General features: G+C 56.7%; 29 protein-coding genes, 2 tRNA genes and 1 pseudogene. 5 read left to right on the top strand and 27 right to left on the bottom strand.

Translation table 11 applies throughout. The features are described from left to right. Nucleotide 1 precedes the first annotated feature (1 nt). From GKZ67_RS19470 to GKZ67_RS19415, 12 genes are all read right to left on the bottom strand, one after another. Complete coding sequence (locus GKZ67_RS19470; RefSeq protein WP_173245807.1) at nt 2-448, bottom strand: hypothetical protein; 447 nt, start codon at nt 446-448, stop codon at nt 2-4. Nucleotides 449-811: 363 nt separating this feature from the next. Then, nucleotides 812-1,222 (bottom strand): hypothetical protein, encoded by a 411-nt coding sequence (locus tag GKZ67_RS19465; protein WP_173245804.1) that lies wholly within the window; start codon nt 1,220-1,222, stop codon nt 812-814. A gap of 141 nt (nt 1,223-1,363) precedes the next feature. Continuing rightward, complete coding sequence (locus GKZ67_RS19460; protein WP_173245801.1) at nt 1,364-1,711, bottom strand: hypothetical protein; 348 nt, start codon at nt 1,709-1,711, stop codon at nt 1,364-1,366. A gap of 2,153 nt (nt 1,712-3,864) precedes the next feature. After that, nucleotides 3,865-4,404, bottom strand: coding sequence for a hypothetical protein (locus GKZ67_RS19455; protein WP_173245798.1), 540 nt, complete (start codon nt 4,402-4,404; stop codon nt 3,865-3,867). 157 nt (nt 4,405-4,561) lie between these two features. Continuing rightward, nucleotides 4,562-4,777 carry a hypothetical protein gene (locus GKZ67_RS19450; protein WP_173245795.1) on the bottom strand — a complete coding sequence of 72 codons (216 nt, stop codon included), beginning with the start codon at nt 4,775-4,777 and terminating at the stop codon, nt 4,562-4,564. 17 nt (nt 4,778-4,794) lie between these two features. After that, complete coding sequence (locus GKZ67_RS19445) at nt 4,795-5,472, bottom strand: DUF3987 domain-containing protein (RefSeq protein ID WP_173245792.1); 678 nt, start codon at nt 5,470-5,472, stop codon at nt 4,795-4,797. Next, complete coding sequence (locus GKZ67_RS25360; protein ID WP_410505093.1) at nt 5,421-5,762, bottom strand: DUF3987 domain-containing protein; 342 nt, start codon at nt 5,760-5,762, stop codon at nt 5,421-5,423. Before GKZ67_RS25360 ends, GKZ67_RS19445 begins: the two co-directional genes overlap by 52 nt. A 470-nt stretch (nt 5,763-6,232) precedes the next feature. Then, on the bottom strand, nt 6,233-6,874 hold the full coding sequence (locus tag GKZ67_RS23935; protein ID WP_254244951.1) for a BT4734/BF3469 family protein: 642 nt from the start codon (nt 6,872-6,874) through the stop codon (nt 6,233-6,235). A gap of 564 nt (nt 6,875-7,438) precedes the next feature. After that, complete coding sequence (locus GKZ67_RS25355) at nt 7,439-7,612, bottom strand: helix-turn-helix domain-containing protein (protein WP_410505092.1); 174 nt, start codon at nt 7,610-7,612, stop codon at nt 7,439-7,441. A gap of 360 nt (nt 7,613-7,972) precedes the next feature. Then, entirely contained in the window at nt 7,973-8,683 is a 711-nt protein-coding gene (locus tag GKZ67_RS19425; RefSeq protein ID WP_173245780.1) for a hypothetical protein, read from the bottom strand. 161 nt (nt 8,684-8,844) lie between these two features. Next, complete coding sequence (locus GKZ67_RS19420) at nt 8,845-10,215, bottom strand: site-specific integrase (RefSeq protein ID WP_173245777.1); 1,371 nt, start codon at nt 10,213-10,215, stop codon at nt 8,845-8,847. Nucleotides 10,216-10,468: 253 nt separating this feature from the next. After that, the gene (locus tag GKZ67_RS19415; protein ID WP_173245774.1) at nt 10,469-10,627 is read right to left on the bottom strand and encodes a hypothetical protein; all 159 of its coding nucleotides are present in this window, start codon (nt 10,625-10,627) and stop codon (nt 10,469-10,471) included. A 498-nt stretch (nt 10,628-11,125) separates the two neighbouring features. On the opposite strand from GKZ67_RS19415, the gene GKZ67_RS19410 reads away from it, so the two are divergent. Then, on the top strand, nt 11,126-11,890 hold the full coding sequence (locus GKZ67_RS19410) for a hypothetical protein (RefSeq protein ID WP_173245771.1): 765 nt from the start codon (nt 11,126-11,128) through the stop codon (nt 11,888-11,890). Between the two features lie 81 nt (nt 11,891-11,971). Here GKZ67_RS19410 and coaE read toward each other — a convergent pair whose 3' ends face one another. The 9 genes and pseudogenes from coaE to GKZ67_RS19370 form a co-directional block, all read right to left on the bottom strand. Then, nucleotides 11,972-12,568, bottom strand: a complete 597-nt coding sequence (gene coaE / locus GKZ67_RS19405) for a dephospho-CoA kinase (protein ID WP_173245768.1) — start codon at nt 12,566-12,568, stop codon at nt 11,972-11,974. A gap of 72 nt (nt 12,569-12,640) precedes the next feature. Further along, entirely contained in the window at nt 12,641-13,057 is a 417-nt protein-coding gene (locus tag GKZ67_RS19400; RefSeq protein WP_173245765.1) for a hypothetical protein, read from the bottom strand. 45 nt (nt 13,058-13,102) lie between these two features. Continuing rightward, nucleotides 13,103-13,225 (bottom strand): hypothetical protein, encoded by a 123-nt coding sequence (locus GKZ67_RS24815; protein WP_317172190.1) that lies wholly within the window; start codon nt 13,223-13,225, stop codon nt 13,103-13,105. 2 nt (nt 13,226-13,227) lie between these two features. Beyond that, complete coding sequence (locus tag GKZ67_RS24810; RefSeq protein WP_317172189.1) at nt 13,228-13,431, bottom strand: preprotein translocase subunit YajC; 204 nt, start codon at nt 13,429-13,431, stop codon at nt 13,228-13,230. Between the two features lie 156 nt (nt 13,432-13,587). Then, a complete protein-coding gene (locus GKZ67_RS19390; RefSeq protein WP_217278638.1) occupies nt 13,588-14,094 on the bottom strand; it encodes a DUF1573 domain-containing protein in 507 nt (168 codons plus the stop codon). Nucleotides 14,095-14,175: 81 nt separating this feature from the next. Further along, a complete protein-coding gene (locus GKZ67_RS19385) occupies nt 14,176-15,177 on the bottom strand; it encodes an isocitrate/isopropylmalate dehydrogenase family protein (protein WP_173245762.1) in 1,002 nt (333 codons plus the stop codon). Nucleotides 15,178-15,271: 94 nt separating this feature from the next. Further along, nucleotides 15,272-15,580, bottom strand: a complete 309-nt coding sequence (locus GKZ67_RS19380) for a YtxH domain-containing protein (RefSeq protein ID WP_151087014.1) — start codon at nt 15,578-15,580, stop codon at nt 15,272-15,274. Nucleotides 15,581-15,755: 175 nt separating this feature from the next. Next, entirely contained in the window at nt 15,756-16,925 is a 1,170-nt protein-coding gene (gene nusB, locus GKZ67_RS19375; protein ID WP_254244950.1) for a transcription antitermination factor NusB, read from the bottom strand. Between the two features lie 154 nt (nt 16,926-17,079). After that, nucleotides 17,080-18,172: pseudogene (locus GKZ67_RS19370) on the bottom strand (Glu/Leu/Phe/Val dehydrogenase dimerization domain-containing protein). A 157-nt stretch (nt 18,173-18,329) separates the two neighbouring features. On the opposite strand from GKZ67_RS19370, the gene GKZ67_RS19365 reads away from it, so the two are divergent. Continuing rightward, entirely contained in the window at nt 18,330-20,126 is a 1,797-nt protein-coding gene (locus tag GKZ67_RS19365) for an ABC transporter ATP-binding protein (protein WP_173245756.1), read from the top strand. A 92-nt stretch (nt 20,127-20,218) separates the two neighbouring features. Here the strand turns inward: GKZ67_RS19365 and GKZ67_RS19360 are convergent, their stop codons facing one another. Continuing rightward, nucleotides 20,219-20,653, bottom strand: a complete 435-nt coding sequence (locus GKZ67_RS19360) for a hypothetical protein (RefSeq protein WP_173245753.1) — start codon at nt 20,651-20,653, stop codon at nt 20,219-20,221. Nucleotides 20,654-20,828: 175 nt separating this feature from the next. On the opposite strand from GKZ67_RS19360, the gene GKZ67_RS19355 reads away from it, so the two are divergent. The 3 genes from GKZ67_RS19355 to GKZ67_RS19345 all read left to right on the top strand — a co-directional run bounded on the left by GKZ67_RS19355 (nt 20,829) and on the right by GKZ67_RS19345 (nt 21,686). Further along, nucleotides 20,829-20,903 (top strand) — tRNA-Pro (locus GKZ67_RS19355). 119 nt (nt 20,904-21,022) lie between these two features. Next, nucleotides 21,023-21,096 (top strand) — tRNA-Pro (locus GKZ67_RS19350). Between the two features lie 116 nt (nt 21,097-21,212). Beyond that, nucleotides 21,213-21,686, top strand: a complete 474-nt coding sequence (locus tag GKZ67_RS19345) for a hypothetical protein (protein ID WP_173245750.1) — start codon at nt 21,213-21,215, stop codon at nt 21,684-21,686. 309 nt (nt 21,687-21,995) lie between these two features. Here GKZ67_RS19345 and GKZ67_RS19340 read toward each other — a convergent pair whose 3' ends face one another. The 5 genes from GKZ67_RS19340 to GKZ67_RS19325 form a co-directional block, all read right to left on the bottom strand. After that, on the bottom strand, nt 21,996-22,385 hold the full coding sequence (locus tag GKZ67_RS19340; RefSeq protein ID WP_317172188.1) for a hypothetical protein: 390 nt from the start codon (nt 22,383-22,385) through the stop codon (nt 21,996-21,998). 134 nt (nt 22,386-22,519) lie between these two features. Continuing rightward, entirely contained in the window at nt 22,520-22,792 is a 273-nt protein-coding gene (locus GKZ67_RS25350; RefSeq protein ID WP_410505031.1) for an oxidoreductase, read from the bottom strand. Then, nucleotides 22,732-23,619: an alcohol dehydrogenase catalytic domain-containing protein gene (locus tag GKZ67_RS19335; RefSeq protein WP_410505030.1), complete on the bottom strand. Its 888-nt coding sequence runs from the start codon at nt 23,617-23,619 to the stop codon at nt 22,732-22,734. The genes GKZ67_RS25350 and GKZ67_RS19335 overlap by 61 nt, the downstream gene beginning before the upstream one ends. Before the next feature lie 266 nt (nt 23,620-23,885). Continuing rightward, nucleotides 23,886-24,404, bottom strand: coding sequence for a hypothetical protein (locus GKZ67_RS19330; protein ID WP_173245747.1), 519 nt, complete (start codon nt 24,402-24,404; stop codon nt 23,886-23,888). A gap of 66 nt (nt 24,405-24,470) precedes the next feature. After that, complete coding sequence (locus tag GKZ67_RS19325) at nt 24,471-26,267, bottom strand: ABC transporter ATP-binding protein (protein WP_173245744.1); 1,797 nt, start codon at nt 26,265-26,267, stop codon at nt 24,471-24,473. Between the last annotated feature and the right edge of the window lie 77 nt (nt 26,268-26,344).

The raw sequence follows: 26,344 nt of genomic DNA, 5'->3' as shown, positions 1-26,344 counted from the left end.
TTCATTGGCCCTGGGGCTCAGGGTAATATCTATTGCTTCCCATTAAGCTGTAAAAGCTATATACAACATCTGCGACCACTGAAGGATAAAGTCTGAACTTCTCACCTTGTTTCGAGAAAAAAAGCACATCATTCCTTATCGGCTGGGCATCCTCTTCATAGTTTCTTCCCACCGAAAATGGAAAGCTGTTTAAACGTCCATCAGTTATATGCTTATAAGAAAAACGCTTGTCAAAAGCGCTAATAATTTGGGCTGCGGTATCTACTCCAACTTTGTACTTTACGGCTACTAACAAAAGCATTAGATATGTGTCGAGCCGTCGTGGGTCGGATGGCTGCAATAAGCGCTTCCCAAAATTTGGGTCTTTCTTTTCGGCTACCTCGGCAGCACGTCTTTGCTTGCACGCTGTTAGTAAAAGCAACAAAGCGAGTAGTGTTAGCTTCAACATGTCCTAACCTAGTAACATTTCATGCACTCGCGGTGCCCCATTGCCTTAGCCTCATTAACCGACACGGCCCGCACCTCGTGGGTACAGCGCCGCATAGCTGGGCAGTCGCGGCTACTGTGATACACTACGGACTTCCCGTTCTCGCACAGGTACACGGTCTGAGCGGCAGGCGCTACCGTTCGGGTGGCGTGGTGGTGTGGGTGGGGTATAGCGGCTAGACTGCTCGCCATAGGCGCTAGCATTGCCAGGGCAAAAAGCAACCGTTTCATAGGTGGTGTAGCAGATATAACCACTACGGCGCGAATATATGCGATTACTAGGTGAGCGCAAGAGCCTTAGCCAAGATGCCGGGCAGTTCTTGCGTCACATCATCCAGTATCCAGCGCTGTATTTCCTGCTCCCCTGGGTAAGCGTCAGGATGGGTTGCCCGGCTTCGTTCTGAAATAGATTAAGCTGCCGCCCCAGGTTACGACTAAGCGCTTTGATAAAGTCACCCGAAGATGGGTTGAATGCAAAGCCCAGGCGCTCTAATACGACCTCGCGCTCTTGCAGCTCGGCTTGCTCGTCTTGGAGCACCTCCCACGCCTCGCCGGCTACATCGAGAATAACGCGCACCTTTTTATTGTAGGCCTTTAGACCCGAACGGGCATTTTTAACAGCCACCTTATGGTCCAGCAGCGGCCCTCGCTTCACTAGCTTCTCAACCAACTCTTCTGTCAGGCTCTGCGATAGGTGGGAGCTGATGAGTAGAGGGGCTTTTAGTGGTTTTTTCATGGCTAACAGTCTTCTTTCCTTCGCCTTAATGTGGCTAATGGGTTGGAGGTTCGCAGCTTCCGCGTAGGGGCGGTAAGCTGCCAGCTTTGTTTTCATAGGGAGAATAAAGCCCACCCGGCAATACCGGATGGGTAGTCCTGTTTATGCCTGGCGGGCGGCCTCGATGTAACGCCACACCAGCCACAACTCGTGAGCCTCAGGGCCTTCTAAGCACTCAGGGGTAGCCTTTTCTTCCCTGGGGGTATAGTTAGCATACAGCAAGGCGCGCCGCTCATCGTACACTAGAAGGGTCGCTTCGCAGGTGGTAAGGGCGGCCTCCTTGTTATCGCCAGCGGACTGTAGGGCGGCGTAAAGAATTTGTGCGCCCGGCTCCAGGTGCTCCCACTCGTCGCGGGGTATTAGCTCACACACAGCATAGCGGCCGGGTGAGGTTTGGAATATACGGCAGGCGGCCTTTTCCTCCTCATCCAAGCCCAGCAGGCTATGCACGTCGGGGAGAGCGGTAGCAGGTAATTTGTTCTGTCCACGTCAGGCAGGCTAACAGGCCTCACCGACTTGATAAAGTTAATTAGCGCCTCGTCCTGTGTGGGGGCGGATACTTCCGTCTGTGGACCGCTTTTAAGCGTGTAGGTGACACGATAAACGCCGCCTAGGTGCTGGCCTTCAGCTGAGGCAATGACGGGGTACTGCGCAGCGATAGCGAGTACTGCGGCAGCGAATTGACGGGCAATGTGTGAGGGATTCATAAGTTGAATTATTAGGCAGGCTGAACGAGGGGAAAGTGATTTTCTTGAATGATTTCTGCTAGACGGCAAATGGCGTCGGTGGCAGTGCGCGCCCGATAGCTGAAGCAGGTATCGGCGGAAGCCGCAAAGTGAACTTCATAGCAGCCGGAACTCCCCGCAACACGGGCATAGAGCAGGCCAGCTGCCCGAGCGAGGGCACTTAAGGCTGTTGGGAGTATACTGTCACGCGGGGGGCAAACGGGATGTATCACCTAGTTGGAGAGTAAACGCCGCCGCTTCATTGCGGCGACGAGGCAAAGGTGCAGAAATGAATTTATTATGCAACCATTTGGGCGCGTAAATAAGCAAAAAAAGAGCATCTATTACATAAGATGCTCATAATCAAAATGATTATTTTTAAGCCTTAATTAAGTTCGGATTATATCCGTATGGTTTTAGCACTTGGTAGATTGCATCTAGTGCAGGTGCTTGCGGGCTGCGGTATTCGCGCAAGATTTGGCCAAGGGCAGCTCGATGTAAGCCCGCCGCCACTGATATACTACCAGGCTTGTGCAATGAGTGGGTCTGTAGCCATGCCCGCAAATGTGATACCTCAGCGGCTAGGTTGCGGTCGGCAGGCGCAGGCACTGCTGGGCGGCCGCGGGGCGGCGTAGAATAGGGGCGGCGTCTTGTGCCATTCAACAAAAGTAATCAAAGCATGAGTGCACACCTAAATGCTAGTTATGCAGGCAACTAATAGAGGGCATGGCCTTCATCTATATCAGTTAATGCAAGCGGCTTTTCGTTTTTGCCCACTAGCCGGGGCGGGCCTGCAAACCAAGGCACCGGGTTAACAGGTTTCACTTGCCCATCGGTAGTGCGACTGGGGAATTAGCCCGGTAGGCCAATCTTCACGGGCACAGCGTATTTTTTTGCTAGGGGGTGGGCTTCCTATCGAGGGGTGCCGGGTTAGCAGAGCGACCCTACCCGGCTGTTTGTTACAGGTGGGGCCGCTCTGCCAAGTACCCGCTTCTTTAGGTGTGTACACGGCTATCACTAAAGCGATAGGGTCACGGCCGGCGCGTGGTGGTCTGTAATAGTCCCTAACTCATCCCAAAGGCTTTTGCTTTCGGCAATCGCCGTACGCATCTTAACCAATAGCTCAAAAGCCTCAGCGGCTTCTAAGAGGGCTAGTAGCTGCCCGCAAAACTGCCGGCCATACACAGATACTAGGACGCCACAGTAGCCGGCCGACAGGATGACTCCGGTACCTGTGGTGCTTTCCTCGGTAGCGCCTATTGCGGGAGGCAACAGGTCGGAATGAAGGATATATGCTTGGCGCATAATAGCGCAGGCTTCGTCCTCAGACAAAAAGGGATTTTGAGATGTAGGCATTAGAAAATGAATGGTGAAAAGTAGTCTTGTAAAAAAGTGTGGCGGGCGCTTCGTAGCTCCCGGTAGTAGCGGGCAGCGAGTGCCAGGCCAGCAAGCGACGGGCGTAGGTACCGGCAGCCACGTCGCCGCTCCAACAGCAGCAGCTCCTTTCCTAGTAGCGTGCGGATATAGCCTCGGACGAGCTTTTCATTCGCAATAGCAGCCCGGTAAACGTCCTTGGGACGGGTTGCAAGCCCTAAATTCGTCCGCACGGCCACGCTCAGGAGCACCGGCACGGCACCGGATGAGATACAGACTGACTTGGCAACAATGCGGCGCGCCTGGGGCTCGCATACGCTGAATAAGAGCGCATTATCAGCAGCGGTTAGCTTGGCTTTAGTCGGCAGCAAGTCGGGGCGGGGTAAAAGGTGGTGATGGGTGGATAAGCGAGAAGGGCGAAAAGGGCTAGTAGGTATGCGTACACACAGCGCTCGTAGCCGCTTTTGTAGCCCCACCGTGTCGAGTGGTGGGGCTACGCATGGGCTAGGCTTTTTGAAAGCAGCTCAAAGCCAGAACGCCTTGCAGTAATTCCAGCAGGTCAGCCCTTCCGGCTTCGTCGTCAGCCTTTAGGAAGTGGTAGTCCTGCTCTGCCTCAGTGGTCGCATCGAATACAGCCAAAAACAGCCCACACATGCGTTCTAGCGGCGGGTGCTCGGCAGCCTGAATGGCTAGCTTGGTGCGGTGCTCAGCGCTGTAGCGCATAACCCGCTTACACTCGGCACGGCTCGTAATGCTGCTTTGAAGCGCTACGTAGCTCAGTAATTCAGCTAGTTCGGGAGGACACGAGCCTATGCCTGCCCGATTGCTGCCCGCCTGCCGGAATAAGGAAGCCAGCTTAGTTAGGGGCTGCCCTTGACCAAGCAGGACAATGGCTTTGCTCAACGAGTGGTGTAGGTGATGCAGGGTTGTGGTAGCGGTTAGAAGCAGCGAGCGCATCTGCTCGCTTTCCGCATCGAGCCGGCCAACGGGACGGGTAAACAGCTCCACGGGGGCCAGGCTGTTTAGCCAGTCGTTGAATAACACTGCCAGCGGGTCAGTGCTAGCGCGGGGTTGGAGGGCACGTGGGTGCGTTTTGGGGTAGGCATGGGGGTATTAAAATGAATAGAAAAAGGGAGTAGCGGGTTAGCAGGTGTGCCATGTGTCACTGTGCCATTTTTGACACACCTACTAAATGGCACACCTACTCGCCGGCCCAGCGGCGGGCTGTGGCTTGGGGGACCCCAAGCTGGGCTTCAATGTCGCGCCAGCTTACCGGAGGTGTTTGTGCACGTAGCGCACGGATACGGGCGGCCTTGTCGGCATTATCTTCAAACCGGGTTTGTTTGGGCGAGCGCACAGTGGAGGCAGCCGGCAAAGTAGAGAGGACGTGTAAGGCATGGGCGCGGGCCGTATCCATAATACAGATTGCCGTGGTCACGTCCCTGGAGTCGGCCTCCAGCTCTGGGCCTGGGCTTCGCCATTCTCAAAGCAGCGCAAAACAGTCAGAATTCCCGCAATGCGCCAAGTAATCAAGCCTAGGCGAAAGGCGGTACTAGCACCAGCCGCACCAGCCTCGGTAACGGCTTGCGCTAATCCCCGCTCCCCAGCCGCATTGATTTTATCCCACTCGGCCACAGGAAGCACAATTTTAACTGGATAAGGGGTAGCGTCGTCGGGGAGCGGCATGGCCCTAATCATGCGCATCAACTCGTCGGCGAGCGGAGTAAAATAGCTACCCAGCGGCTTGCCGGCGCGGGGACTCACATCTCGCCATACAGGGGGCTGACTGAATGAGTAGAATAGAAACCGGCTTACTAACCCGTCTTCGGCTGTAGGCATCAAGCGTGAGAGCTGGCCAGGAGTCCCGGTAATAGCGATGCTCAGTGCGGGCCGTTCGATATCCAAGTGTTGCCGGTCAGCTTTTCGCAACACGGACAAGGGCTCGTGCTGGAAGATTTTCCGCAACCCGTCCCCGAACTTCCCGTGTTCACCCCCTAGGGCAGTACTCAGCGTATCCGCCTCGGTTTCAAACATAATTCCTCCCAGACTGCCGTTTTCGGCTAACTGGGACAGTATTGCCGCTCCTGAGGTATTGCCGGGGATGTAAAGCATTTGCCGGCGCGGGGGGGTGGCGGCGTATAGGAATTGCTTCCTTTTCCTTTGTTAACGCCTTTCTGAGCCGCTACTTCCGCCTCGTATTCAGCCTCGGCGCCGGCACTCTCAGCGGTCAAGTGTTTATGCCACCCTCGGGCCAGTTGGTACGCATAAGCGGCGGAGCCCTTGCCACTAGCTGCCTGGGCTAGAATGAACAAGAAAAGATTTAATCCGAACTCACGCTGGGCATAAGTACCACCAACCCCTGGAAAGCAGCCCGATAGAACCGTAAGCGCGGACAGTAACATAACTGCCTTCTCGTGGCCCTCGAATGGCTCGCAGCAGCGCCGCAAATAGTCGGGTAGCACGTCGTATAAGTCGGCTGGTATAGGCGCGTCCGGCGCGGATTCCTTGGCCCGGGTAGTCGTATAGGGCTTGCTGCCGTGCTTTGCCGCATCGCGAGTATAGATGCCACGCACGGTTGTTTCTATTTCCTTCGCATCGAAGCCTGGCTCCGCGTAGTAGCCCAGGCAGTGACTAAGCAGGTCAGGTAGTGGCACCCCACGTTCATTGCAGAAGAGAGCAAACGTCGCTAGCCAAGTGTTTCGGCCGCCAGGTGGAGGAAACGGCCCACCGCTGAAAATATTAAGGCACCAGGTAAGCGCTCCATGTGGGTCAGGCTGTCCCTGATGGCTAGATTCTCTAGGCTGCTGCGCCTCGGGCGACGATTCAGCTACTGGCTCGTCGTCCAGCAGGTCAGTTAGTTTAAAGAAATGATTCAAGCTGCCAGCTTTTTAGGGTGTCGGTAATAGGAACTTAGGTAAGCGTCAGGGTCGTGTGCCAGGAAGCAGGCGCGTGAGATGTCTTTGCCGGATTCATCAGGCACGAGGCCCAGCGCCGCGTACTTGCGACTCAGATAGCGGCTAACCCCTTTGAAGTTGTCGAGGTAGGTGGCTGTAGTGTCGGTTGGGAGGAAGCACTTCAGGCCGTCTCCGCTAGGACTAGTAAATAGCAGCACCACAGCGGGCCCTAGCTTCGGGTCAGCCAGCAGGGCGGAACGGGCAGCAGCAAGGTCGACTAGCTTATCAAAGTCTAGCACCATGAGCCCAGAAGGGGCCACCAGTCCGCGCTCATTACGTTGCGTGAATACCCCTCCTGGCGTCACATAGTCGAGGCTGCTCTTGAGCAGGTTGTAATCTGGGGCCCCCCGACCTGCCGCCCGTAGGCGTTCTGTATGGAGACGGTAGCGCCCACTAGTGAGGTCTGCGTACAACTCTGCTGGCGTCTTAGTAGCCGTAGGCCTGACGCACTTAATGCCACCTTGAAATAGACTAATACGAGGGCCAGGACTACCTTCTGCTGTACCCAAGCCACTTGCAAACAGGATGGCCTCGGACTTATCCCATTGAATGACAGGCATGTCAGTTGTCAGGCGAAAGCGTGTGCGGTCGCTGGGTGTAGTAGCTATCCAGTCCGACGAAACTAACGCAGCCCATAGTGCGGGCACTTGGCCGGCCGGCCAGCCGGCGCGTAGGTTATCTTCTATCTCTGCCTGCGTGAGAGTGGGCTTAGTAAAAAGGCAGTAGATGGAATCGGGGCCGTGTTCCGCAAAAGCGGGAGGAACAATTAGCATTTGCTACCCCCTTCCTTGGCTCTGTGCCGTGCTGGCTTGTGCTTCACCTTAGGCGCTACAGCCTCGCTAATGACGCTAAGCAGGTGGGCTAGGTCGGCGGCACTTCGCTCGGATTCCGTAGGCTCGCCAAGACGCTCATAAGCGACTAGAACGGCCTCAAGCTCTTTATCGGTAATGCTGTGCCGTTGGCACACGTTACGGCGTCCAACCTCACTAAAAGAGTGGAATGGGTACGCATCAAGTGCGAGAAATAAACGCGGTTTTGTTTCGCGATTTATTACCGATTTCGTTGTACTTTTGCAGAGGCTACCAACCACTGTAAGTACTTTCGTATGAGCGCTATCCATCAGGTTAGCGCTCATTTTGTTTACGTACTGCCCGATTGCCTTCCGCAATCCAAGCTAACAGTTCCTCTCGGTCAAAGAATAGGCGATTACCGCGTTTCTTGTGCGGTATGCCACGCTCTGAAACAAGTGCGTAGAGGCGGGGCTTGCTTAGCCCAGTAACCTCCTGTGCTAGTTTCATGCCGCCCACTTTGTCAGGTGATGTGGCGGCATGGGGAGCGCTCCGGCTATTGCTCAGGGCTTCCTCAACTGCCTTTCGAATAAACAGGTCTAAGCAGTCGAGGAAGTAACTTACTATTTCCGCTCCGGCTGCTGGATTAGGGCGCGGGCGGGCACCTATATGAGTGAGGGATGGGGCGGCTTGCGCCTGGTAGGGTGTAAGCATTGAACTTGGGTTAAGGCTGCTGAATTGCAGGTAACACAAGTTCGGGATAGGGATAAGGGGTAGCAATAAAGCACCTAACCAAAAAGCCCGTTTTGACTAGAAATGTCGCTTATCTTGACTTCCCCAGAAGGTAAAAGTCCGTTTTTATCTTTCGCGTCAAGCGTGCTTGTAGTATACAGCATATCCCGTCGGCCAAAGATTAAGCCGAACAAGAGCGTCGTTGGTTGCCTCTATAGCAAGGGAGTAATCAACTACAGCATTATTTATTTCATCAAATTCTTTGTAACGATGCTTTGACCTGTCCGGGCGGTAGTTTTTTTTTATTTCAACCCCGTGCCGCTTGCCTAAGACTCTAGCAATGAGCAGCCGCTTGCGCTTGGGCACAAACCCAAAATGCTCTAACGTTTCAACTATGGCATATAGGTGAACAGGGCGTATCTTTTTAGCGAGCAAACGTTTAACAACTTCAATAACTCTGTCGCACAGGTCAGTATTTAAGTCAGCCAGGCTTTCACTTTCTTCTAAGCTAATAGCGCTTGGCCCGAAATCGCTGGTTACAAATGCCTCTAAAAGCGTCTTATAGCGCGAATTAATCAATACTTTTTGTGTTGTGGGCTGCTTATTCCATGATGGGATTAGCATACTTCTCCACCTCCATTCAATTGCATCTAATAGCCGCTCCTTTCTTGCTTCGAGAGCTCTATCTAGGTAGGTTATCCGCGAATTACTTATTAGGTCGTGCAAGTAGCGCCAAGCCGCAAAATGGCACCCAAGCCGGGGCAACCTAAAGAGTGTATCAATCAAGCTTTCTACCTCTGTTTGGATGTCAAAAGCAACCGTTATCACCTTATCTGCAAACTCAGGCAAAAACCATTGCGGCCAGTCTCCACTTGCTTCATTTAGAACTGGGTGCTGGGCAGCCTTCTTTTCAAGCTCAACCGCTAGCGCGTGATTCCATGCCGCCCAGCTACCCGAATAGCAAGCTTTGAACTCTCGGTTATTCTTTTCATTTGGGTGCTACGAATATGTTACAGTAAGCCATCAAAGGCGTTGTCTATCAACTCCGAAGCGAAGGAGTCCAGATACACGGCAGTAGTAGCTTCGGAGCGGTGGCCCATTGCTTGCGAGATTACAGCCGTACTAGCCCCGCTTATGCGCAAAGTGGTTGCCATAGAGTGCCTCGCCACATACGTTGTAAGAGGCGTAGCAATGCCCGCCAATCTGCCTAGCTCTTTCAAGTCTTCATTAACCATACCCAGCACCTTGTGTAGCCGGTTCTTTACTTGGGTGGGACTGGCGTGCTTGACGGGGTCAAGAATTGGAAACACATAACTATCGGGCGCGGCGCAAGTGAAGGGCCGGTAGGCAGCCACAATAGCAGCAGCGGGAGCAAGCAGTTTGAGCGCGAACTTGCCGCCCGTCTTCTGTCGCACATAGTTCAGGCGCTCGGGGTAGCCAGTGCTAGGCGCTTCGCCGCTCAGGTCGCGCCAACGGAGTTGGGCTAGGTCAACCCAATTGATACCCCCGCCATAAAAGGAGAACAGAAACACCTCCTTCGCTAACCGTTGCCGGGCGGTGGTGGGCTGCAATGCCTCAAGGCGGCGAAGGTCGGCGCGGCTTATCGCTCGCTTCGCTGTGCTGACGTCGAACTTGCCCACGCTGAATTTGTGCTTCTCGGCTACGCTGCGGGCAAAGGGGTAGCTTTCGGGCTTAGCTACTCCGTTGGCAATGGCTTTGTTCAGCACAGCTCGCAGGGTTCGGAAGCGGTTACTCAGGGTGGTATCCTCGGCACCCGTAGCACGTAACGTGGCCTCCCATTCATTACAGAACGCCACTGTAACCCGGTCAAAGGGTATATCGTGAGCCGCTACCCAGGCAGTTTTTACAGCCTCTTGGCCTTTGCCTAGCGGTGGCTCAGGTAGCCCCGTCTCGGCCGCTATAAACTTCGCTAGTTGGCTAGCTAGGTCACGGTAGATAATGGAGTTTCCCACCTGCCCGGCCCTCACCATACCGGCCGCCAGTTCTTCAATGTAGGCCAGCAGTTGTACGCGGCGAGTGGCCTTGCGCTTCTCGGCTCCTTTGGCAGCCACGGCAGGCGCGTCGTGGGCACTATCGGCGTTGGCCAGGTCGCGGGCTGCATCAGTGTACTTGGTTTCCCACTTCTGTAAGTCAATAAGCAAGTTCTCCCGGTCTGGCTCGGGATAGCTCTTGCGAATTTCCTTCTTCTTCTCGTTCCAGTGCTTAGGGTGCAGGCTCAAGCCCGTAGCCAGATACTTTAGCTTGCGGTCCTTGGTAATACGCACCATGAATGGGTGCGAACCATCTGCAAGGGTTTTGTAGGTGTAATAGACAACCTTAACCGTTGCCCGCCCCTCCTTATGCTCCGTAGTCTTCGCCATACTGTTTAAACCAACGGTGGTTTAAACGCTGGTTTAAACAAATGTAATAGAAAAGGTGATAGCGCCCGTTAGGCATAACAAGTAAAATAGCCTTCAAAGGCATTACAAGCACCTTTTTAGTGGGTGGTAATTACTAACAATCACCACCTACCCCATGCCTTACAAGCAGAGGGTCACTGGTTCGAACCCAGTATCTCCCACATTGAGTAACACCCACTTAGCTGCAAAGCTGAGTGGGTGTTTTGCTTTTGGTTTAATGTGCTACAGCCGCCGCGTGGGCAGGCAGCGGGCTTTCGCGGCCCGCCAGGTACTGATGCCGCCACAGCACCCAGGCCAGGCCAATGGCAGCTGTTACGAGTAGCAAGGTGTATACAATCCGGTTTTGACGCGTCAGGATGTCGGAACGTCTCATGCTAATTTCAGTAAGGAGAAGGCATTCCCTCAACGCAGCCGCCCGGCGCAGGGTTTTGCCAGCAGTGCAGGGCCGCTACCTTTGCCCGATGCCTTTGCTTGAAGTCCACTCAGCTACCCGGCAGCGGCAGTTTTGCGCGCTGCCGCACCGCTTGCACCGCCACGAGCCCGCCTACATCGGCCCGCTCGATAATGAAGTAGAGGCCGTATTCGACCCGGCCAAAAATCAGCTTTTCGCGGCGGGTGGCCAGGCGCAGCGCTGGCTGCTCACCAATGGGCAGGGCGAGGTTATCGGGCGCATCGCGGCCTTTGTTAATGCCCTTACCGCCACTGCTACCGATGCTACCCTGCCCACCGGAGGTATAGGTTTTTTTGAATGTATTGACGACCAGGCCGCAGCCAATCAGCTCTTTGAGGTAGCGTGCGCGTGGCTGCGCGCCCAGGGCATGCTGGCCGTGGATGGGCCCATCAATTTTGGCGACCGCGACCGGTTCTGGGCGTGCTCATCGAGGGTTTCGACCGTGAGCCCAACTACGGGATGTTCTGGCACCCGGCTTACTACCAGAAGCTGTTTGAGAACTACGGGTTTCAGCTCTACTTTAAGCAGTACACCTGCCACCGGCCGGTAGAAATGCCGCTGCACCCGAGCTTTCAGCAGAAGCTGGCTGGGTTTGAGGCTACTGGCGAGTACCGCTTTACCCACGCCCGCCAGGCCGAGCCCGAAAAGCTGGCCCAGGATTTTCACCACGTGTATAACCTGGCCTGGGGCCGCCACGCCGGCGTAAAGCCCATGACGATGGCGCAGGCCCGCAACCTCGTGCGCGAGATGAAGCCCGTGCTTGATGAGCGCCTGCTGGCCTTCGCCTACCACCACGACCAGCCAGTGGCATTCTTCCTGAGCCTGCCCGAGCTAAACCAGATTTTTAAGCACATCGGCCACCACCTCAACCTACCCGGCAAGCTGCGCTTTCTGTGGCAGCGCTGGCGCTACATGCAGCGGCGCGACAAGAAGCTGCTCGGCATTATCTACGGCGTAATACCTGATTACCAGGGCAAAGGCGTAGACCAGGCATTGCTCACCTGGGAGCAGCAGCGGTTCATCGAAGCCGGTTACCAGACTATCGAAATGAACTGGATTGGTGATTTTAACCCTCGTATGCTCGTTACCACGCGCAGCATCGGGGCCAAAATCGTGAAGACCCACGCCACCTACCGCAAGCTGTTTGTAGACCGCCCCTTTGAGCGCTACCCGATTATTCGATGACTTGGCAATACGTAATGGGTAATAGGTACTATCGTTCAAGAATGCAGAACGCCAGTACTTACTACCCGTTGCTGTTGCCTATTATTCCGCTTTAAAGCCCGCATCCAGGGCCAGCACCTGGGGCAGCACCAGATGCGAGTCGTCGTTATAGACTACGTAATCGGCTCGGGCCAGCTTTTCCTCTTCGCTGAGCTGCTTGCCCATGATGGCCTGTACGTCGGCGGCGGTGCGGTGGGCATCGCGGCGCAAAACCCGGGCGGCGCGCACGTCGGCCGGCGCAAACACCGTGATGATGCCGTCGAGGGTGCGGTAGGCGCCCGATTCGTAGAGCAGGGCGGCTTCTTTCAGAATATATGCATAGCCCGCCGCTTGCTGCGCGGCCGTCCAGGCCGCAAAGTCCTCGCCCACCCGCGGGTGCACCAGTGCATTAAGCCGCGCCAGCTGCGCGGCATCGTTGAAAGCCACCTGGGCCAGATAAGGACGGTTGAGCTGCCCGGCAGCATCATACGCTTCCACTCCGAAGGCGGCCTGCAGCTGCTCGCGCAGCACCAGGTCGGTGGCCATTACCCACTTGGCCCGGCTGTCAGAGTCGTACACCGGCACGCCCAGCGTGGCAAACAGCCGCGCTACTACGCTCTTACCCGAGCCTATTCCGCCGGTGATGCCGATTCGTAGCAATTTTTTTAAGTTAAAGGGTAAGACTTACGGAGTTAGCGAAGGCTTCAGAATCAATTTGCAACTCTTACACCCTTATAAAGAGTCGCCACCCGGCACCAGGTAGTAAGTGGCCGAGTCATTAGGCAGATTTAACAGCCGTACGGTGCCCAGGGCGCGGCGCAGCGGGGGGCGCAGCGGCGAGCGAAAGGGTGGCGTACCGGGCAAGCGCAGGCGCACATCAGCCGGCTGCATATGCAGGCCCATTGCCCGGCTCAGCAGGCGCCAACCATTGCCCCGCACTTCGATGGGTACGGTGGCAGGCAGGGGCCGGGCCGGGTGATACCGCTGCGGGTTATAGTGCCAGCTCACCGGATAGTTGATGGGAGCCGTGTAGCTGTTGCTGAGCGCCCGCAGCATCCACAGGGTGCTGGCTATCACAAAGCAGGCGATTACCGCCCGGTAAAAGCTGGGCTGTTTGCCAGCCAGCGGCCGCAGCAGGCGGCGCAGCACCTGGCTGGCCCGGCCGCCAGGTGCGGGGGCAGCGCCGGCCTCATGCTAGCTGATGGCCGCCGTGGTGCTCTCCGCAGCCGGCGAGCCCGCTACCCGCGCCACGGCGCTACGGTCGAAGCGCAGGCGCTGGCCGCGCTCTACTTCGAGCAGCACGGTTTCGGGGCCCACTTCTACCAGCAGGCCGTGCAGGCCCCGATAGTGACCACGCGCGTTCCTTTTACCAGCGACTCACGGAAGGCTTTGGCATCGGCCGTTTTGCGCTGCTGCGGCCGAATCATAAAAAAGTATAGCACCAGACCAATAGCAACCGGAAAAACGAGCTGCATAATGCCGCTACTGGCGGGCGCCTGAAGCAAAAGAGTAAGAAAAGCCATAGTCTAAAGATTTGAAAATGTGTTGAATATGAAAATATGGAAAAGATGGAATATGCAAAAAAGTGTTTTCAATGGGAACAGGTTTTTTTACATCTGCGTCCTGTTCTATTGCCAACCCATTTTTTACATTTTCACATCTTTCACATTTTCAATTCATTAGTTCGTCAGCACGTTGCCTTTTATATATAAGGTAGTCATGTTGGGCTGCGTATTGGCCCGCACATTTACCTGCTTGCTGATAAGCCCTTGCTTACCACGGCTATCGAATTGCACCTGCAGCTCGCCGGTAGCGCCGGGGGCAATGGCTTCCTTGGTCCAGCTGGGGGTAGTGCAGCCGCAGCTGGCCGTCGCATCGGCAATAAGCAGCGGCGTTTTGCCGGTGTTGGTAAACTTAAAGGTATGCTGCACCTTGCTATCGGGCCGGATATCGCCAAAATCAAACTGCTTTTCAGCAAAGGTCAGTACCGGCGCATCGGGGTTGGGGGCCTCCACGTCGCTGGCTACGTTGGGGTTGTCGATGGTCGGGTTGGCTTTGGCATCGGTGGCAGCCTCTTCGGCAGCGGCATTCATGCCCTGGGTACCAGCCTCGGAGGCTTTGTCGCGATTGCAGCCCACTAACAGGGCGGCGGCAAGCAGAAAAGGGTAAGCAGCGTGGCGTAGCATAAAAAATAAGGGCAGGTAGAGCCGGCAGTCAGGCTTTCTATGCTGGCGAAAGCGCGGTGCCGGCTCTACCTGCCCGTAAACTTACAGTTTTTCAATAACGAAGCGGGCAAACTCCTGGGTGGAAGCCCGGCCGCCCAGGTCGCCGGTGCACTGCTCTTTTAGCTTGAGCGTTTCATTCAGCGCCTGCTCGATGCGGGCAGCGTGCTCCTTTTCGCCGAGGTGCTCCAGCATGAGCAGCGCCGAGCGCAGCAGGGCAGTGGGGTTGGCCTTGCCCTGGCCGGCAATGTCGGGGGCCGAGCCGTGCACGGCCTCAAAAATGGCCATATCGTCGCCGATATTGGCGCCGGCTACCACGCCCAGGCCGCCCACCAGCCCGGCACAGAGGTCGGAGAGAATATCGCCAAACAGGTTGGTAGTTACAATCACGTCGAACTGCTGCGGCTTGTTTACCAGCTGCATACACATGTTGTCGATGATGCGGTCGTCGTAGAATGTTACCGCCGGAAACTCGGCGGCGGCTTCCTTGCAGGCATCGAGCATCAGCTTGCCAGCCATTTTCAGGATATTGCCCTTGTGGGCCAGCGTTACGTGCTTGCGCCCGTGCTTGGCCGCGTAGGCAAAGGCCGCACGACAGATTTTGCGGCAGCCCACTACCGTATTCCGGCTTACGGAGTCGGCAATGCCCAGGCGCTCGTCCCACATTTCCAGGCCCGAATAGAGCCCTTCGGTATTTTCCCGAAACAGCACCAAATCAATTCCTTTGAAAGGGGTATTAATGCCTTCCGTCGTCTTGGCCGGGCGCAGGTTCTGGTAGAGGTCGTACTTCTGGCGCAGCGTGATGTTTACGCTGCGGAAGCCCTTGCCCACCGGCGTCGTGATGGGGCCCTTCAGGCCCACGCGGGTACGCTCCAGTGAGTCGAACAGCGCCTGGGGCAGCAGGGCGCCCTCGCTTTCGAGCGTAGTAATGCCGGCGTTGTGCTCTTCCCACTGAACCGGCACCTTGGCGGCGGCAAAAATATCGAGGACGGCCCGGGTTATCTCCGGCCCAATACCGTCGCCAGGTGTTAACGTTACAAGATGCATAGTGCAGAAAAAAAGTAATAAGCGCGAACCGGCTCCGGGCGGGGGCCCTTTTGTTGCTGCGCGCACAGCGACCCCCGCCTTAAAAAGCCGACAATCAGAGCGCGCGCCGCGAGTTAATCTGATTGATGAGCTGGTCTACATCGCCGAGCAGCTGCTCCGCTTTGCTTTTGGCATCCTGAATCACGCGCTGGCCCTCGCTCTTGGCCGATGACGGAGCATTGTCGCGGCTCGTCACCAGGCTTTCGGTGAGGTCGGCCAGCACCGAGCGGTACTTCTCCAGCTGGTAGCTGAGCCAGGAGCGGGTTTCGCGCCCGGTTTCGGGCGCGTAGAGAAGGCCGATGGCGGCCCCTGCCAGAGCGCCGCCCGTGAAGCACAACAATCCGGTGGTGGTTTTGCTAGCCATGTTTTCTTGAATGGTTAATTGATTGATGGTTAATGGTTAATTCGATAATGACTAATTTAGTAATAGTTAAGGATTGATAAACAGCAGTATCGGGTCGCGCTTTAGTGGCGCTCCATCTTCAGTTTGCTACTCGTTAACTATTTACTATTAATCATTAATAAATTAATCATTAAAACTACTGGTTATCCAGCAGGCCCCGGCCCGACTTGCGGATTTCGCCGCTGGCGGCTAAATCCTGGGCCAGCTTATCCAAAATGCCGTTTACGAATTGTTTGCTCTTTGGGGTGCTATAAATCTTGCTAATCTCGATGTACTCGTTGATGGTCACCTTGACGGGAATGCCGCGAAAAAGCTGCATCTCGCACAGGGCCATCTTCAGAATGATTTTGTCGAGCAAAGCTACCCGCTCCACGTCCCAGTTCTGCGTCGATTCGGCAATGAGCTTTTCCGACTTGGCATCGTCGGCCAGGGTCTGGTTATAAAGCGTTTCGGCAAAGTCGCGGTCGTCCTGCCAGTTGGCGCTCAGGTTCATCAGCTCCTGCTTCACATCGGCGCCGTAGGGCAGCATTTTCAGGGTTTTGAGCACCAGGTTGCGCACGATGGGCCGGTTTTCCTCCCAGTTCAGGTCGTTGCTTTCGAGGTAGCGCGGCAGCTCTTCGCCCTTGAATACGAAGTCTTTGTAGAGATGCCGTAGCAGCTCCATATCGGTTTCGTAGTCGGCTTCGGCCAGGCCGGTATTCTTGCCGGCGAGGTACGCCTGCACTGCCTCGTCGGGCTTCATCTCCCGCTGCCAGGCCGCGCGCAGCGCTTCCAGCTCGTCGCTGTCGGTCCATTGCAGCTTACGCTTAATGGTAGCTTGCACCAGCTGCTCGTTTTCGCGCAGCTTGGCAAAGGCCGCATTCTCAAACAGCCGCGCCGTACCCTGGGCCTCGAAGCGCGGGCCGGTAAAGCGCCGGGCCTCGCGCTCGTTGTCTTCGGTAATCACCTGGAGCAGCGCCTGCGGCATATTCAGCAAGTGCAGGTATTGGTCGTGAATGCTCTCGGCCCCGTGCAGCAGCTGCCCGCCATAAAACGCGCCTTCCTTCTGCACCAGCTTCTGGTAATAGTCGATGGCGGCCTTCACGGCGGCGGCTACTTCCTTATCATCGGAGCCCGACTCGGGCACGTCGCCGGTGCGGTGCCAATCGCGGAGCTGCGCTTCGCCCAGCTTGCGCTGGCCTTCGAGCAGGCGGCGGTCGGGCGCTTCAGCAGCACTCAGGTCGGGCTCAAAAGCCGCCGCAATGCGGTCCTGGGCCAGCAGCAAATCGGCAGCAACCGCTTGCTGGTAGGCATAAAGGGCCTGCATGACTTTGATGCGGAGAAGACGGCGGTTTAGCATTACTTGTTAGTTAGGAGTTAGGAGTTAAAAGTCAGGAGTTAAAAAGCACGAGTTGGGCCGTTGGTCCACTGTTAAGTCAGAGCCGACTACCCAACTCCTCACTCCTCACTTTTAACTCTTTTTAGTACGTCGATTTCACCCGGCCCACGCTTTCGATGCGCTCCTGGGCCTGGCGGATGGCCGCCGCCTGGGGGTGGCTGTTTTCCTGCTCGGCTTTGTCAAGCACTTGCAGCGTGTAGTCGTAGATTCTTTCGGTCTGGGCCAGCGCGCCCTGGTGGCTGCTGCCGCTTACTTCGGAATACACATTTATAAGGCCGCCGGCATTTATCAGAAAATCGGGGCATAAACGATGCCGCGGCGCACCAGCTCGGGGCCGTGCTCGTTTTCCTTTTCCAGCTGGTTATTAGCCGAGCCGGCAATAACGCGGCACTTCAGGTGGCCAATGGTATCGTCGTTGATGGTAGCTCCGAGCGCGCAGGGCGAGTAGATATCCACGTCCTGGTCATAAATCTCGTCGAGCCCCACGGCCCGCGCCCCGAAGCGGCTGGCAGCCTCGTAGGCCCGCTCCTCGTAATAGTCAGTAAGCACTATGCTTGCCCTTCCTTCTGCAGATGCTCCAGCAGGTAAGTACCCACATGGCCCACGCCCTGCACCGCTATGCGCTTGCCAGCGAGGCTGTCCGAGCCTAAGGCTTTCTTGGCGGCGGCTTTCATGCCCATGTACACGCCGTAGGCCGTAACGGGCGAGGGGTCGCCCGAGCCGCCCATGCTCTCAGGCAGGCCAGCTACGTGCTTGGTTTCCATGCGGATGTACTCCATGTCCTTGGTGGTCATGTTCACATCCTCGGCTGTGATATACTTACCGTTCAGGTTATTTACGAAGCGGCCAAACTTGCGCAGCAGCGCCTCGTTTTTCAGCTTCTTGGCATCGCCGATAATCACGGCTTTGCCGCCGCCCAGGTTCAGGCCCGAGATGGCGGCCTTGTAGGTCATGCCCCGGCTCAGGCGCAGCACGTCGTGCAGGGCTTCGGCCTCGGTGGCGTAGTGCCACATGCGGGTGCCGCCCAATGCCGGCCCAAGGACGGTATTGTGGATGCCGATAATGGCCTTGAGGCCGGTTTCGTGGTCGTGGCAGTATACCACTTGCTCGTGCTGAAATTCGGCTACCTGCTCAAAAATAGGAGCGGGCACCTGGGTTGGCGCGTCGAGTACCATAGGGTTAAAAAGGAAAAATGGGTGGGATGGGGAGGGAAGAGTGGGGCGTAACTTTGTTTAGGCAGCTGTAGCTGGCCCAAATGCCGTTGCGGCCACAAAAGTACCCGTTTTTTTTCGGTTGAAGCCCGGTTTTCCGGCCCCGGCCCCTCTCCTACCCATGCCCACCCGCGCTCTTGCCGCCGTTAATCCGCATATTTTTCGCTATAAATGGCATTTCCTCGGCGGGGTGCTATTTGTAATCTTGAGTACGCTGCTGACCATTTTTCCGGCCCAGCTCGTGCGCTACTCCTTCGATTTGGTAAACGAGGGCATCGACCTCTACCACCTCTACGCCGGCACGCAGGCGCAGGCCGGCGTGTACCAGCTGTTTGGGCGCAACGTGCTGTTTTATGGCATGGTCATTATCGCGCTGGCGCTGCTGCGCGGCATCTTTTTGTTTTTCATGCGCCAGACACTTATTGTGATGTCGCGGCGCATTGAAAACGACCAGAAAAACCAGATTTTCCAGCACTACCAGTCGCTGCCGCTGGCTTTTTACCGCCGCCACAGCACCGGCGACCTCATGTCGCGCATTTCTGAAGATGTGGGCCGCGTGCGCATGTACCTCGGGCCGGGCATCATGTACTTTTTGCAGCTCGTGCTGCTGTTTGTGCTCGTGGTGCCGCTCATGCTGCTCGTCAACGTGAAGCTAACGGTGCTCACGCTGCTGCCACTGCCCATTCTGTCGGTCAGCATCTTTTACGTTAACAACCTGATTGAGAAGAAGTCGGACGACATTCAAAAAGCGCTGGCGGCCATGACCACCTTCACCCAGGAAGCCTTTTCGGGTATCCGGGTGCTCAAGTCGTTTGTGCGCCAGCAAGACTCGTACGAGCAGTTTCAGGTATCGACCAACGAGTACAAAGACAAGTCCTTGAGCCTGAACTTCGTCAACTCGCTGTTCTTTCCGCTGATTATGTTTCTGGTGGGCATCAGCACCATTGTCACGGTCTGGATTGGCGGCCAGGAAGTTATTCGCGGCACCATCACCACCGGCAGCATCGCCGAGTTTATCATCTATGTGAATCTGCTGACGTGGCCCGTCACGGCGCTGGGCTGGACGTCGTCGCTGGTGCAGCGCGCCGAGGCGTCACAGGCCCGCATCAACGAGTTTCTGGATGAGAAAACGGACATTATCTCGCGCCGGAGCCTGGTGCGCGAGATAGCCGGCGACATTGTGTTTGACCATGTTACCTTCACGTATCCCGACACCGGCATCCGGGCGCTGCGCGACGTGAGCTTCCGCATCCGGCCGGGCCAGACGCTGGCCGTGATTGGCAACACGGGCTCGGGCAAAAGCACCATCGCGGCCCTGCTCTGCCGGCTGTATGACGTGACAAGCGGCGATATTCAGGTCGATGGCGTGGATGTGCGCGACTACGCGCTGACCTCGCTGCGCGAGCAAATTGGCTACGTGCCGCAGGACGTGCTTCTGTTTTCGGACAGCATTCGCAATAACATCAACTTCGGCCTCGACCAGCCCGACGAGGTACGCATGGCCCAGGCCGCCCGCGATGCCGACGTGTACGAAAACATCATTCGCTTTCCCGAGGGCTTCGATACCAAAGTAGGCGAGCGCGGCATTACGCTCTCGGGCGGCCAGAAGCAGCGCGTAAGTATGGCCCGCGCCCTGGTAAAGGAGCCCAAAATTCTGATTCTGGACGACTCGCTCTCGGCCGTCGATACCAAGACCGAGAACGCCATTCTCGATAGCCTCCAGCGGGTGATGAAGAACCGCACCAGTCTCATCATCTCGCACCGCGTAAGCTCGGTGAAGCTGGCCGACGAGATTCTGGTGCTCGACGACGGGCAGATAGTGCAGCACGGCACCCACGCTGCCCTCATGGCCGATGCCGCCGGCCTCTACCGCGCCCTCTACGAGCGCCAGCTCCAGACAGAGGCAGCAACAACGTAGCATATTTATCATATAGTAAAAATAAAATACCCGGCCCCGATGCGAATGATTTCGCATCGGGCCGGGTATTGTCAGCTTTGGCGGGCGGCTGGTTAGTTACCGAGTTGCACCAGGCGGGTGCCTTTTTTCTCGCCGGCCGTGCACCGCACCACGTAGGGCCCGGCCGGCAGCGACGCTACATTTAGTACGACCGGCGTAGTGCCAACCATCACCGTTTTGGTGAGCACCGGGTGCCCTTCCTTGTCATTTATTTCGAATCGTGTGGGGCCGGGCGCGTCGCAGCGCACGGTGAGCGTGTGGGAAATAGGGTTTTGCTCCGCTTTGATTTTAAGCGCGTTGGGGTCGGGAGCCGGTGTTACCGGAGCCAGCGCAATGGGGGCCGGCGCAGCTGCCGCCGTGGCGCCAGTGGCCGCCGGTGGCGTGGTTTGGGCCAGTAAGCTGAAAGGGCCAGCAACAAGCTTCCCGCTAAAGTGGAGAGTGATTTCATAAAGCCAGACAAAGTAAAGCGAATGAGCTGATTCTGTCAATTTGCTCGGGTAAAGATAGTGCGGCGGGCAGCTTACTACTCCATTCCGCCAGTTAACGATTTTTAGCCCTTGCCAATGATACAGTTAGCTATTTTTCTCAGATTAACGAGCAAAAATAGCCGCCTGGTATTGCGGAAACGAATTTTGTTTGCCTACCTTTGCAGCTCCAATTCCCTCGGGTGTAGCGTAGCCTGGTATCGCGCCAGCATGGGGTGCTGGAGGTCGTAGGTTCGAATCCTGCCACTCCGACCGAGGGACAAGTTGCCCCCGAAAAAACCCCCGGCCTTCGGGCTGGGGGTTTTTTTAGGCATTCTTGACTCAGAATTGGAATTCCCGACGCGGAGCCGCCCCATCGGCCCGCTAAGTTTTCGGGGTGTAGCGCAGCCCGGTAGCGCGCGTCGTTCGGGACGACGAGGTCGTAGGTTCGAATCCTGCCACCCCGACTTTACAAAAAAGCCCGGTCCTTCTTGAAGAAGGGCCGGGCTTTTTTGCATCTTTAATAGAGAAATTAAAGAAGGGAAGCATATATTTGCTTGACCTTTTATTCCTCCTTCATTGTATGCAAAAGCATTTCCTGTTGCTTATTATCTGCTGTGCCCTGGTGCAAGCAGGCCATGCCCAAAATGCACTTAAAGCTGGTACCGTGGCCTTGAGTGGCAGTATTAATTTCACTCAAAATAAGGAGGATACAAATAGCCCTTATTATAACGGCAGCAATAGTTATACTTATACCGATAAAATTTTCAACTTCAACCCCGGCATTAGCTACTTTGTGGCAGACAACTTAGCTATTGGTGCCGACGCTACCTGGAGTATTGAGGAGATTTCTGATAAGTCGAATAGCAACTCGTCAACCCCATATTACCGCACTACTACTAGCCTGCGCGTGGGGCCTTTTGCACGGCGCTACTATATGCTGACTGACCAGTTTGGCTTTACAGGCACCCTGGGGCCGGCTATGAGCACGATTCTCAGCCCGCTGGCAATAATGGCTCGTCGAACCAGACAGCGAGCGGATTTTATGCGGGCCTGACACCAGGCATTATTTTTATGCCGATTCCGCGCATAGGCTTAGGAGCTTCGATTGGAGGACTGACCTATAACCGGCTTAGTGTGAAGCCTGACAACAGCGGTTCCAGCGTCTCCGACGATACAGTGTCGACTCTTGGCGCAAGCTTTGGCCTGGCCCAACTCACGTTCAGCGGCACGTATTTCTTTGGGCGATAAGTAAACTAAAGCAGAAAGCCCGGCCCACCTAATGTAAGGTAAGACGGGCTTTCTGCTTTAGGGTCATTGTGCTTGGAGCTTCGCTTTCTATTAGAGGAAGCTATTGCTCATCAAGCTACCTAGCCGAACGGATGTGCTTCTTTGGAGCGCTTTTGCGGGAGAGCACGAACACGGCCGCCGTGGTGACGAGCGCCGCGGCGGCGATTTTCTCCAGCATGCCGACGCGGTCGTATTTCCATTGGGCTTTGTAGCCTTTCTCGGCCCAGATGTTGGGCACCTTGCCGTGCGCCAGGTCTTCCACAATGCCTTCGACTACGTTGACGCGGTCGGCGACGAGCAGGGGCAGCCAGTGCAGGTAGCTGTTTTCGCTATACTTGAAAGCGAAGCGCCGAATCATACCGCTGAGGCCGCTGGGAGGCGAAGAAATGCCGAATACCGCCGATACGTTGGGCCGTTCGTTGGAGTGCAGCACCTCAATATTGATGGGCTGCTGGGTGGGGCGCACCCAGCTATACCCGTCGTGGTCTTCGGGGTACGATGCCGCATGGGATACGTCGGGTCGTTGTCGGGGTCGGCATCGATGCCCCAGCCGGGCAGCAGGTTCGGGTCTTTGGTTATCGTTTGCATGGTCGTGGGGCGTTAGATACCGGCGGAAGGCGAAATGAGAACCGGCTTGATACAATTGTCCAGCTTCGCAGAGAAAATACGGTAGCCATCGGCTACTTCTTCGAGCGGGATGCGGTGCGTAATCAACCCCTTCGGGTTAAGCACGCCGTTCTGCACATGCTCGATAAGGCGGGGAAGCAGACGCTTTACCGAAGCCTGGTTGGCCCGAATGGTCAGGCCTTTGTTCAGCACATTGCCGATGGGCACGAGGTTGTCGGTAGGGCCATACACGCCCACGATGGACACGACCCCGCCCTTGCGCACGGCATTAATGGCCCAGTGCACGGCCGTGGCCGAGCCGGCCTGCAAGAGCAGCTTACGGCCGGTGATGGTTTGCATGGCATTACCGGCGGCTTCGGCCCTACGGCGTCGATGCACACGTCGGCCCCTATCCAGTCGGTAGTTTTCTTGATAAAGAGCACCGGGTCTTCCAGCTCGCGGAAGTTGTAGGCCTCGCAATTGGCGTAGTTGCGCGCAAACTCCAGGCGGTAATCGATGTGGTCGATGATGATGACGCGGCCGGCCCCGAACAGCCAGGCGCAGCGGGCAGCCATGATACCCACCGGGCCGGCCCCGAATACCACTACCGTATCGCCTTTTTGAATACCGGCCATTTCGGCGGCCTGGTAGCCGGTGGGCACTACGTCGGTGAGCAGCACGGCATCGTCGGGGTCCATACCGGGCGGAATAACCGTGGGGCCCACGTTGGCATAGGGGACACGGGCGTATTCGGCCTGGCCACCGTTGTGGCCGCCGGCGGTATGCGAATAGCCAAAAATGCCGCCCACCGCCGTGGCTTCGGGGTTCGACTCGTGGCAATTGCCAAACAGGCCCTGCTTGCAGAAGATGCACTTGCCGCAGGCAATATTAAACGGCACCAACACATGGTCGCCGACTTTCAGCTTGGTCACCTCCGAGCCGATTTCCTCCACGATACCCGTAAACTCGTGGCCGAAGGTCATGCCCACGCGGGTATCGGGCACGTTGCCGTTGTAGAGGTGCAGGTCGGACCCGCAGATGCAGGTACGCGTGACCCGTACAATCGCATCCTCCGGATGCTTGATTTCGGGCATTGGCTTTTGGCTGGCGCGAACTCTTTTCGGCCCCGGAAATCCATAGCTAGCATAAGAATCCTCCTTTACAGTTAGCGTGAAACAGCAGCGGCACCACCAGGCAGCGCCCCGCTAGGCTGTACTCGCTCTTTCTGCTGAAGGTTAACGAATGCCGATTTAAAAGAATAAATTACGTGCTAATCACCAGGTAGCGGGGTGCTCCCTACGTATAAACACTTACCTCCCAGGCTTAGCTGAAAGGGGACTGGGCCGGCGCTCGGGGCGGGCTACTTCACTCCCACCCGCAGCTCGTCGGTTTCATCGGGTCCAAACTGCTCGAGGTAAAAGGGCTGCTTCGTGAGCTGTCGATCCTTAATGAACTCTTCGGCCGCGGCGTAGAGCTTGCCCGGTGCCAGCAGGAAGCTCACCCCGCGCACGCGGGCTGCTACCACCCGCTGCCCGGCCGGCACTACGCGGTAGCGCCAGCCGGCCGGCAGCCGGGCGGCGGTGTCGGGCACCAGCACGCCGATAAAAGCGCGCACCGAGTCGTGGGCCGACTCCGGGTTATTATAGTAAAGGTTGGCCAGGGGGAGCGCCGGACTGGCATCCTGGCGCGATTTGGCGGCGCGAAACAGCTCTCCGAAACGCTCGTCCTGCACTTTGCCGTGGAAGGGCTGCCCGGCCAGCAGCACCGGCGCGGCCGTGGTTTCGAGGGCTACGGCGGGCGGGCGCAGTCCGCCCAGATAGGCATAGATACCCAGGCCGATGGCCGTAAAAAGCAGGACGAGGGGAAAGAAGAAACGCATTAGGTAGTGACTACTGATTAGTGGCTAATGATTAAGCAAGCTAAGAAACCGCCTGGCTGCTAGCCATTAACCATTGACCTCCGCGCCTTTATACTGCATGCGGTAGAGCTGGGCGTAGTAGCCGCCGAGGCGCAGCAGCTCGTCGTGGGTGCCGGTTTCCTTGATTTCACCGCGGTCGAGCACGATGATGCGGTCGGCCTTCTGGATGGTGCTGAGGCGGTGGGCAATAACGAGCGAGGTGCGGCCTTCCATGAGCTTGTCGATGGCGTGCTGAATGAGCTCTTCCGTCTCCGAATCGACGGAGGAAGTGGCCTCGTCGAGCACAATCACGCGGGGCTGGTACACCAGCGCCCGCACGAAGCTGATGAGCTGGCGCTGGCCCACCGAGAGCGTAGCGCCGCGCTCCATCACGGGGTAGTTGAGGCCGCCGGGCAGGCGGCCGATAAAGCGCTCGGCCCCGACCAGCGCGGCGGCTTCCCAAATCTGCGTGTCGCTTATCTGGCGGTTGCCCAGGGTAATATTGTCGCGGATAGAGCCGGCAAACAGAAAGACATCCTGCAACACCACGCCAATCTGGCGGCGCAGCTGGCTAAGGTCGTACTCGCGCAGGTCGTGGCCATCAACCCGAATGTGGCCCTGTTGAATATCGTAAAAACGCGATAAAAGATTGATGATGCTGGTTTTGCCCGCGCCGGTAGCGCCCACGAAGGCCACCGTTTGGCCGGGCTTTACGTGGAAGCTGATATCCTTGAGCACCCATTCGGGCTCATCAGCTTCGCCTTCCTGCTGGTTGTAGGCAAACCAGACGTGGTCGAACTCCACTTCGCCTTGCAGCTGGGGCACCGGCGCGGTACCGGAAGTAGCTACCAGGTCTTTGCTGTCGAGCAGCTTGAGCAGGCGCTCGGTGCTCACCAGGCCCAGCTGGAGGGTATTGAAGCGGTCGGCAATCTGGCGGATGGGCCGGAAAAACAGCGCATTATACATGATAAAAGCGATGAGTGCACCCTTTGAGATGCTCCCCTCAATCTGGCCCTGGGCCGCGTACCACACCAGCAGGCCCACGCCAATAGCGCCTAACACCTCAGCCACCGGGAAGTAGATGCTATAATATAGAACAGATTTAATATTTGCCCGCGTGTGCTCCTGGTTTATTGCCTCAAACTTGCGGTACTCGCGGTCTTCATTGTTGAAGATTTGGACCACGTTCATGCCCGTAAGATGCTCCTGCACAAACGAGTTGAGCTTGGCCACGGCGTTGCGCACCTCCTGGAAGCTGCCTTTGACTTTCTCCTTAAAAACGTAGGTGCTAAAAAGGAGCGGGGGAATAACCGAGAGGCTGATGAGCGCCAGCTGCCAGTTGGTCCAGAACATGAAAATCATTAGAAAGACAATCTGGAGCAGGTCGCCCATCATAGCGGCCAGGCCCTCGCTGAACACGTCGGCCAGGGTTTCGACATCGGAGATATTACGGGTCACGAGCACGCCGATGGGCGTGCGGTCGAAGAAGCTGAGCTTGAGGCTGAGTAGGTGGCGGTAGAGGTCGGCCCGGATATCGCGCACAATGTACTGGCCCAGCCAGCCGCCGTAGTAGGTCTGGAGGTAGCTCACCAGCGTATGCACCAGCAGCAGCCCGAGCAGCCACAGCGTGGAGCGGTTGAGGCCGGCCCAGTCGTTGTTGGTAATGTCCACATCGACCATGCGCTGGATGAGGGCGGGGCGCACCGTGCCCAGCACGGCCGTGGCCACGGTGAGGATAATAAGACTGATAAATGTGCCCCGGTAAGGCATCACGTAGGCCAGCAGGCGGCGCAGCACCTGCCAGTCGAATACCTGGCCGGTTTTGGTAGCAGAGGTAGGGTCCATAGAAGTAGCTTGCTAACAAAGGTCGGTCAGGTTCGTTGCGTGGCGGCAAAAAAGCCGCTTGGCTTCGGCTTTCACCT

The sequence above is a fragment of the Hymenobacter sp. BRD67 genome, assembly GCF_013256425.1.
In the GTDB taxonomy this organism is placed as follows: Bacteria; Bacteroidota; Bacteroidia; order Cytophagales; family Hymenobacteraceae; genus Hymenobacter.
Note: the sequence above shows the minus strand (reverse complement) of the source record. Positions and strands in the feature narration are given on the sequence as shown.

Bases quoted from the DNA above. Each gene is read 5' to 3' on its own strand.
- GKZ67_RS19470 (WP_173245807.1), bottom strand. From the start codon at position 448: ATGTTGAAGCTAACACTACTCGCTTTGTTGCTTTTACTAACAGCGTGC.
- GKZ67_RS19465 (WP_173245804.1), bottom strand. From the start codon at position 1,222: ATGAAAAAACCACTAAAAGCCCCTCTACTCATCAGCTCCCACCTATCG.
- GKZ67_RS19450 (WP_173245795.1), bottom strand. From the start codon at position 4,777: ATGGATACGGCCCGCGCCCATGCCTTACACGTCCTCTCTACTTTGCCG.
- GKZ67_RS19445 (WP_173245792.1), bottom strand. From the start codon at position 5,472: ATGCTTTACATCCCCGGCAATACCTCAGGAGCGGCAATACTGTCCCAG.
- GKZ67_RS25360 (WP_410505093.1), bottom strand. From the start codon at position 5,762: ATGTTACTGTCCGCGCTTACGGTTCTATCGGGCTGCTTTCCAGGGGTT.
- GKZ67_RS23935 (WP_254244951.1), bottom strand. From the start codon at position 6,874: ATGCCTGTCATTCAATGGGATAAGTCCGAGGCCATCCTGTTTGCAAGT.
- GKZ67_RS25355 (WP_410505092.1), bottom strand. From the start codon at position 7,612: ATGAAACTAGCACAGGAGGTTACTGGGCTAAGCAAGCCCCGCCTCTAC.
- GKZ67_RS19420 (WP_173245777.1), bottom strand. From the start codon at position 10,215: ATGGCGAAGACTACGGAGCATAAGGAGGGGCGGGCAACGGTTAAGGTT.
- GKZ67_RS19415 (WP_173245774.1), bottom strand. From the start codon at position 10,627: ATGAGACGTTCCGACATCCTGACGCGTCAAAACCGGATTGTATACACC.
- GKZ67_RS24810 (WP_317172189.1), bottom strand. From the start codon at position 13,431: ATGGCTTTTCTTACTCTTTTGCTTCAGGCGCCCGCCAGTAGCGGCATT.
- GKZ67_RS19390 (WP_217278638.1), bottom strand. From the start codon at position 14,094: ATGCTACGCCACGCTGCTTACCCTTTTCTGCTTGCCGCCGCCCTGTTA.
- GKZ67_RS19385 (WP_173245762.1), bottom strand. From the start codon at position 15,177: ATGCATCTTGTAACGTTAACACCTGGCGACGGTATTGGGCCGGAGATA.
- GKZ67_RS19380 (WP_151087014.1), bottom strand. From the start codon at position 15,580: ATGGCTAGCAAAACCACCACCGGATTGTTGTGCTTCACGGGCGGCGCT.
- nusB (WP_254244950.1), bottom strand. From the start codon at position 16,925: ATGCAGGCCCTTTATGCCTACCAGCAAGCGGTTGCTGCCGATTTGCTG.
- GKZ67_RS19365 (WP_173245756.1), top strand. From the start codon at position 18,330: ATGCCCACCCGCGCTCTTGCCGCCGTTAATCCGCATATTTTTCGCTAT.
- GKZ67_RS19345 (WP_173245750.1), top strand. From the start codon at position 21,213: ATGCAAAAGCATTTCCTGTTGCTTATTATCTGCTGTGCCCTGGTGCAA.
- GKZ67_RS19335 (WP_410505030.1), bottom strand. From the start codon at position 23,619: ATGCCCGAAATCAAGCATCCGGAGGATGCGATTGTACGGGTCACGCGT.
- GKZ67_RS19330 (WP_173245747.1), bottom strand. From the start codon at position 24,404: ATGCGTTTCTTCTTTCCCCTCGTCCTGCTTTTTACGGCCATCGGCCTG.
- GKZ67_RS19325 (WP_173245744.1), bottom strand. From the start codon at position 26,267: ATGGACCCTACCTCTGCTACCAAAACCGGCCAGGTATTCGACTGGCAG.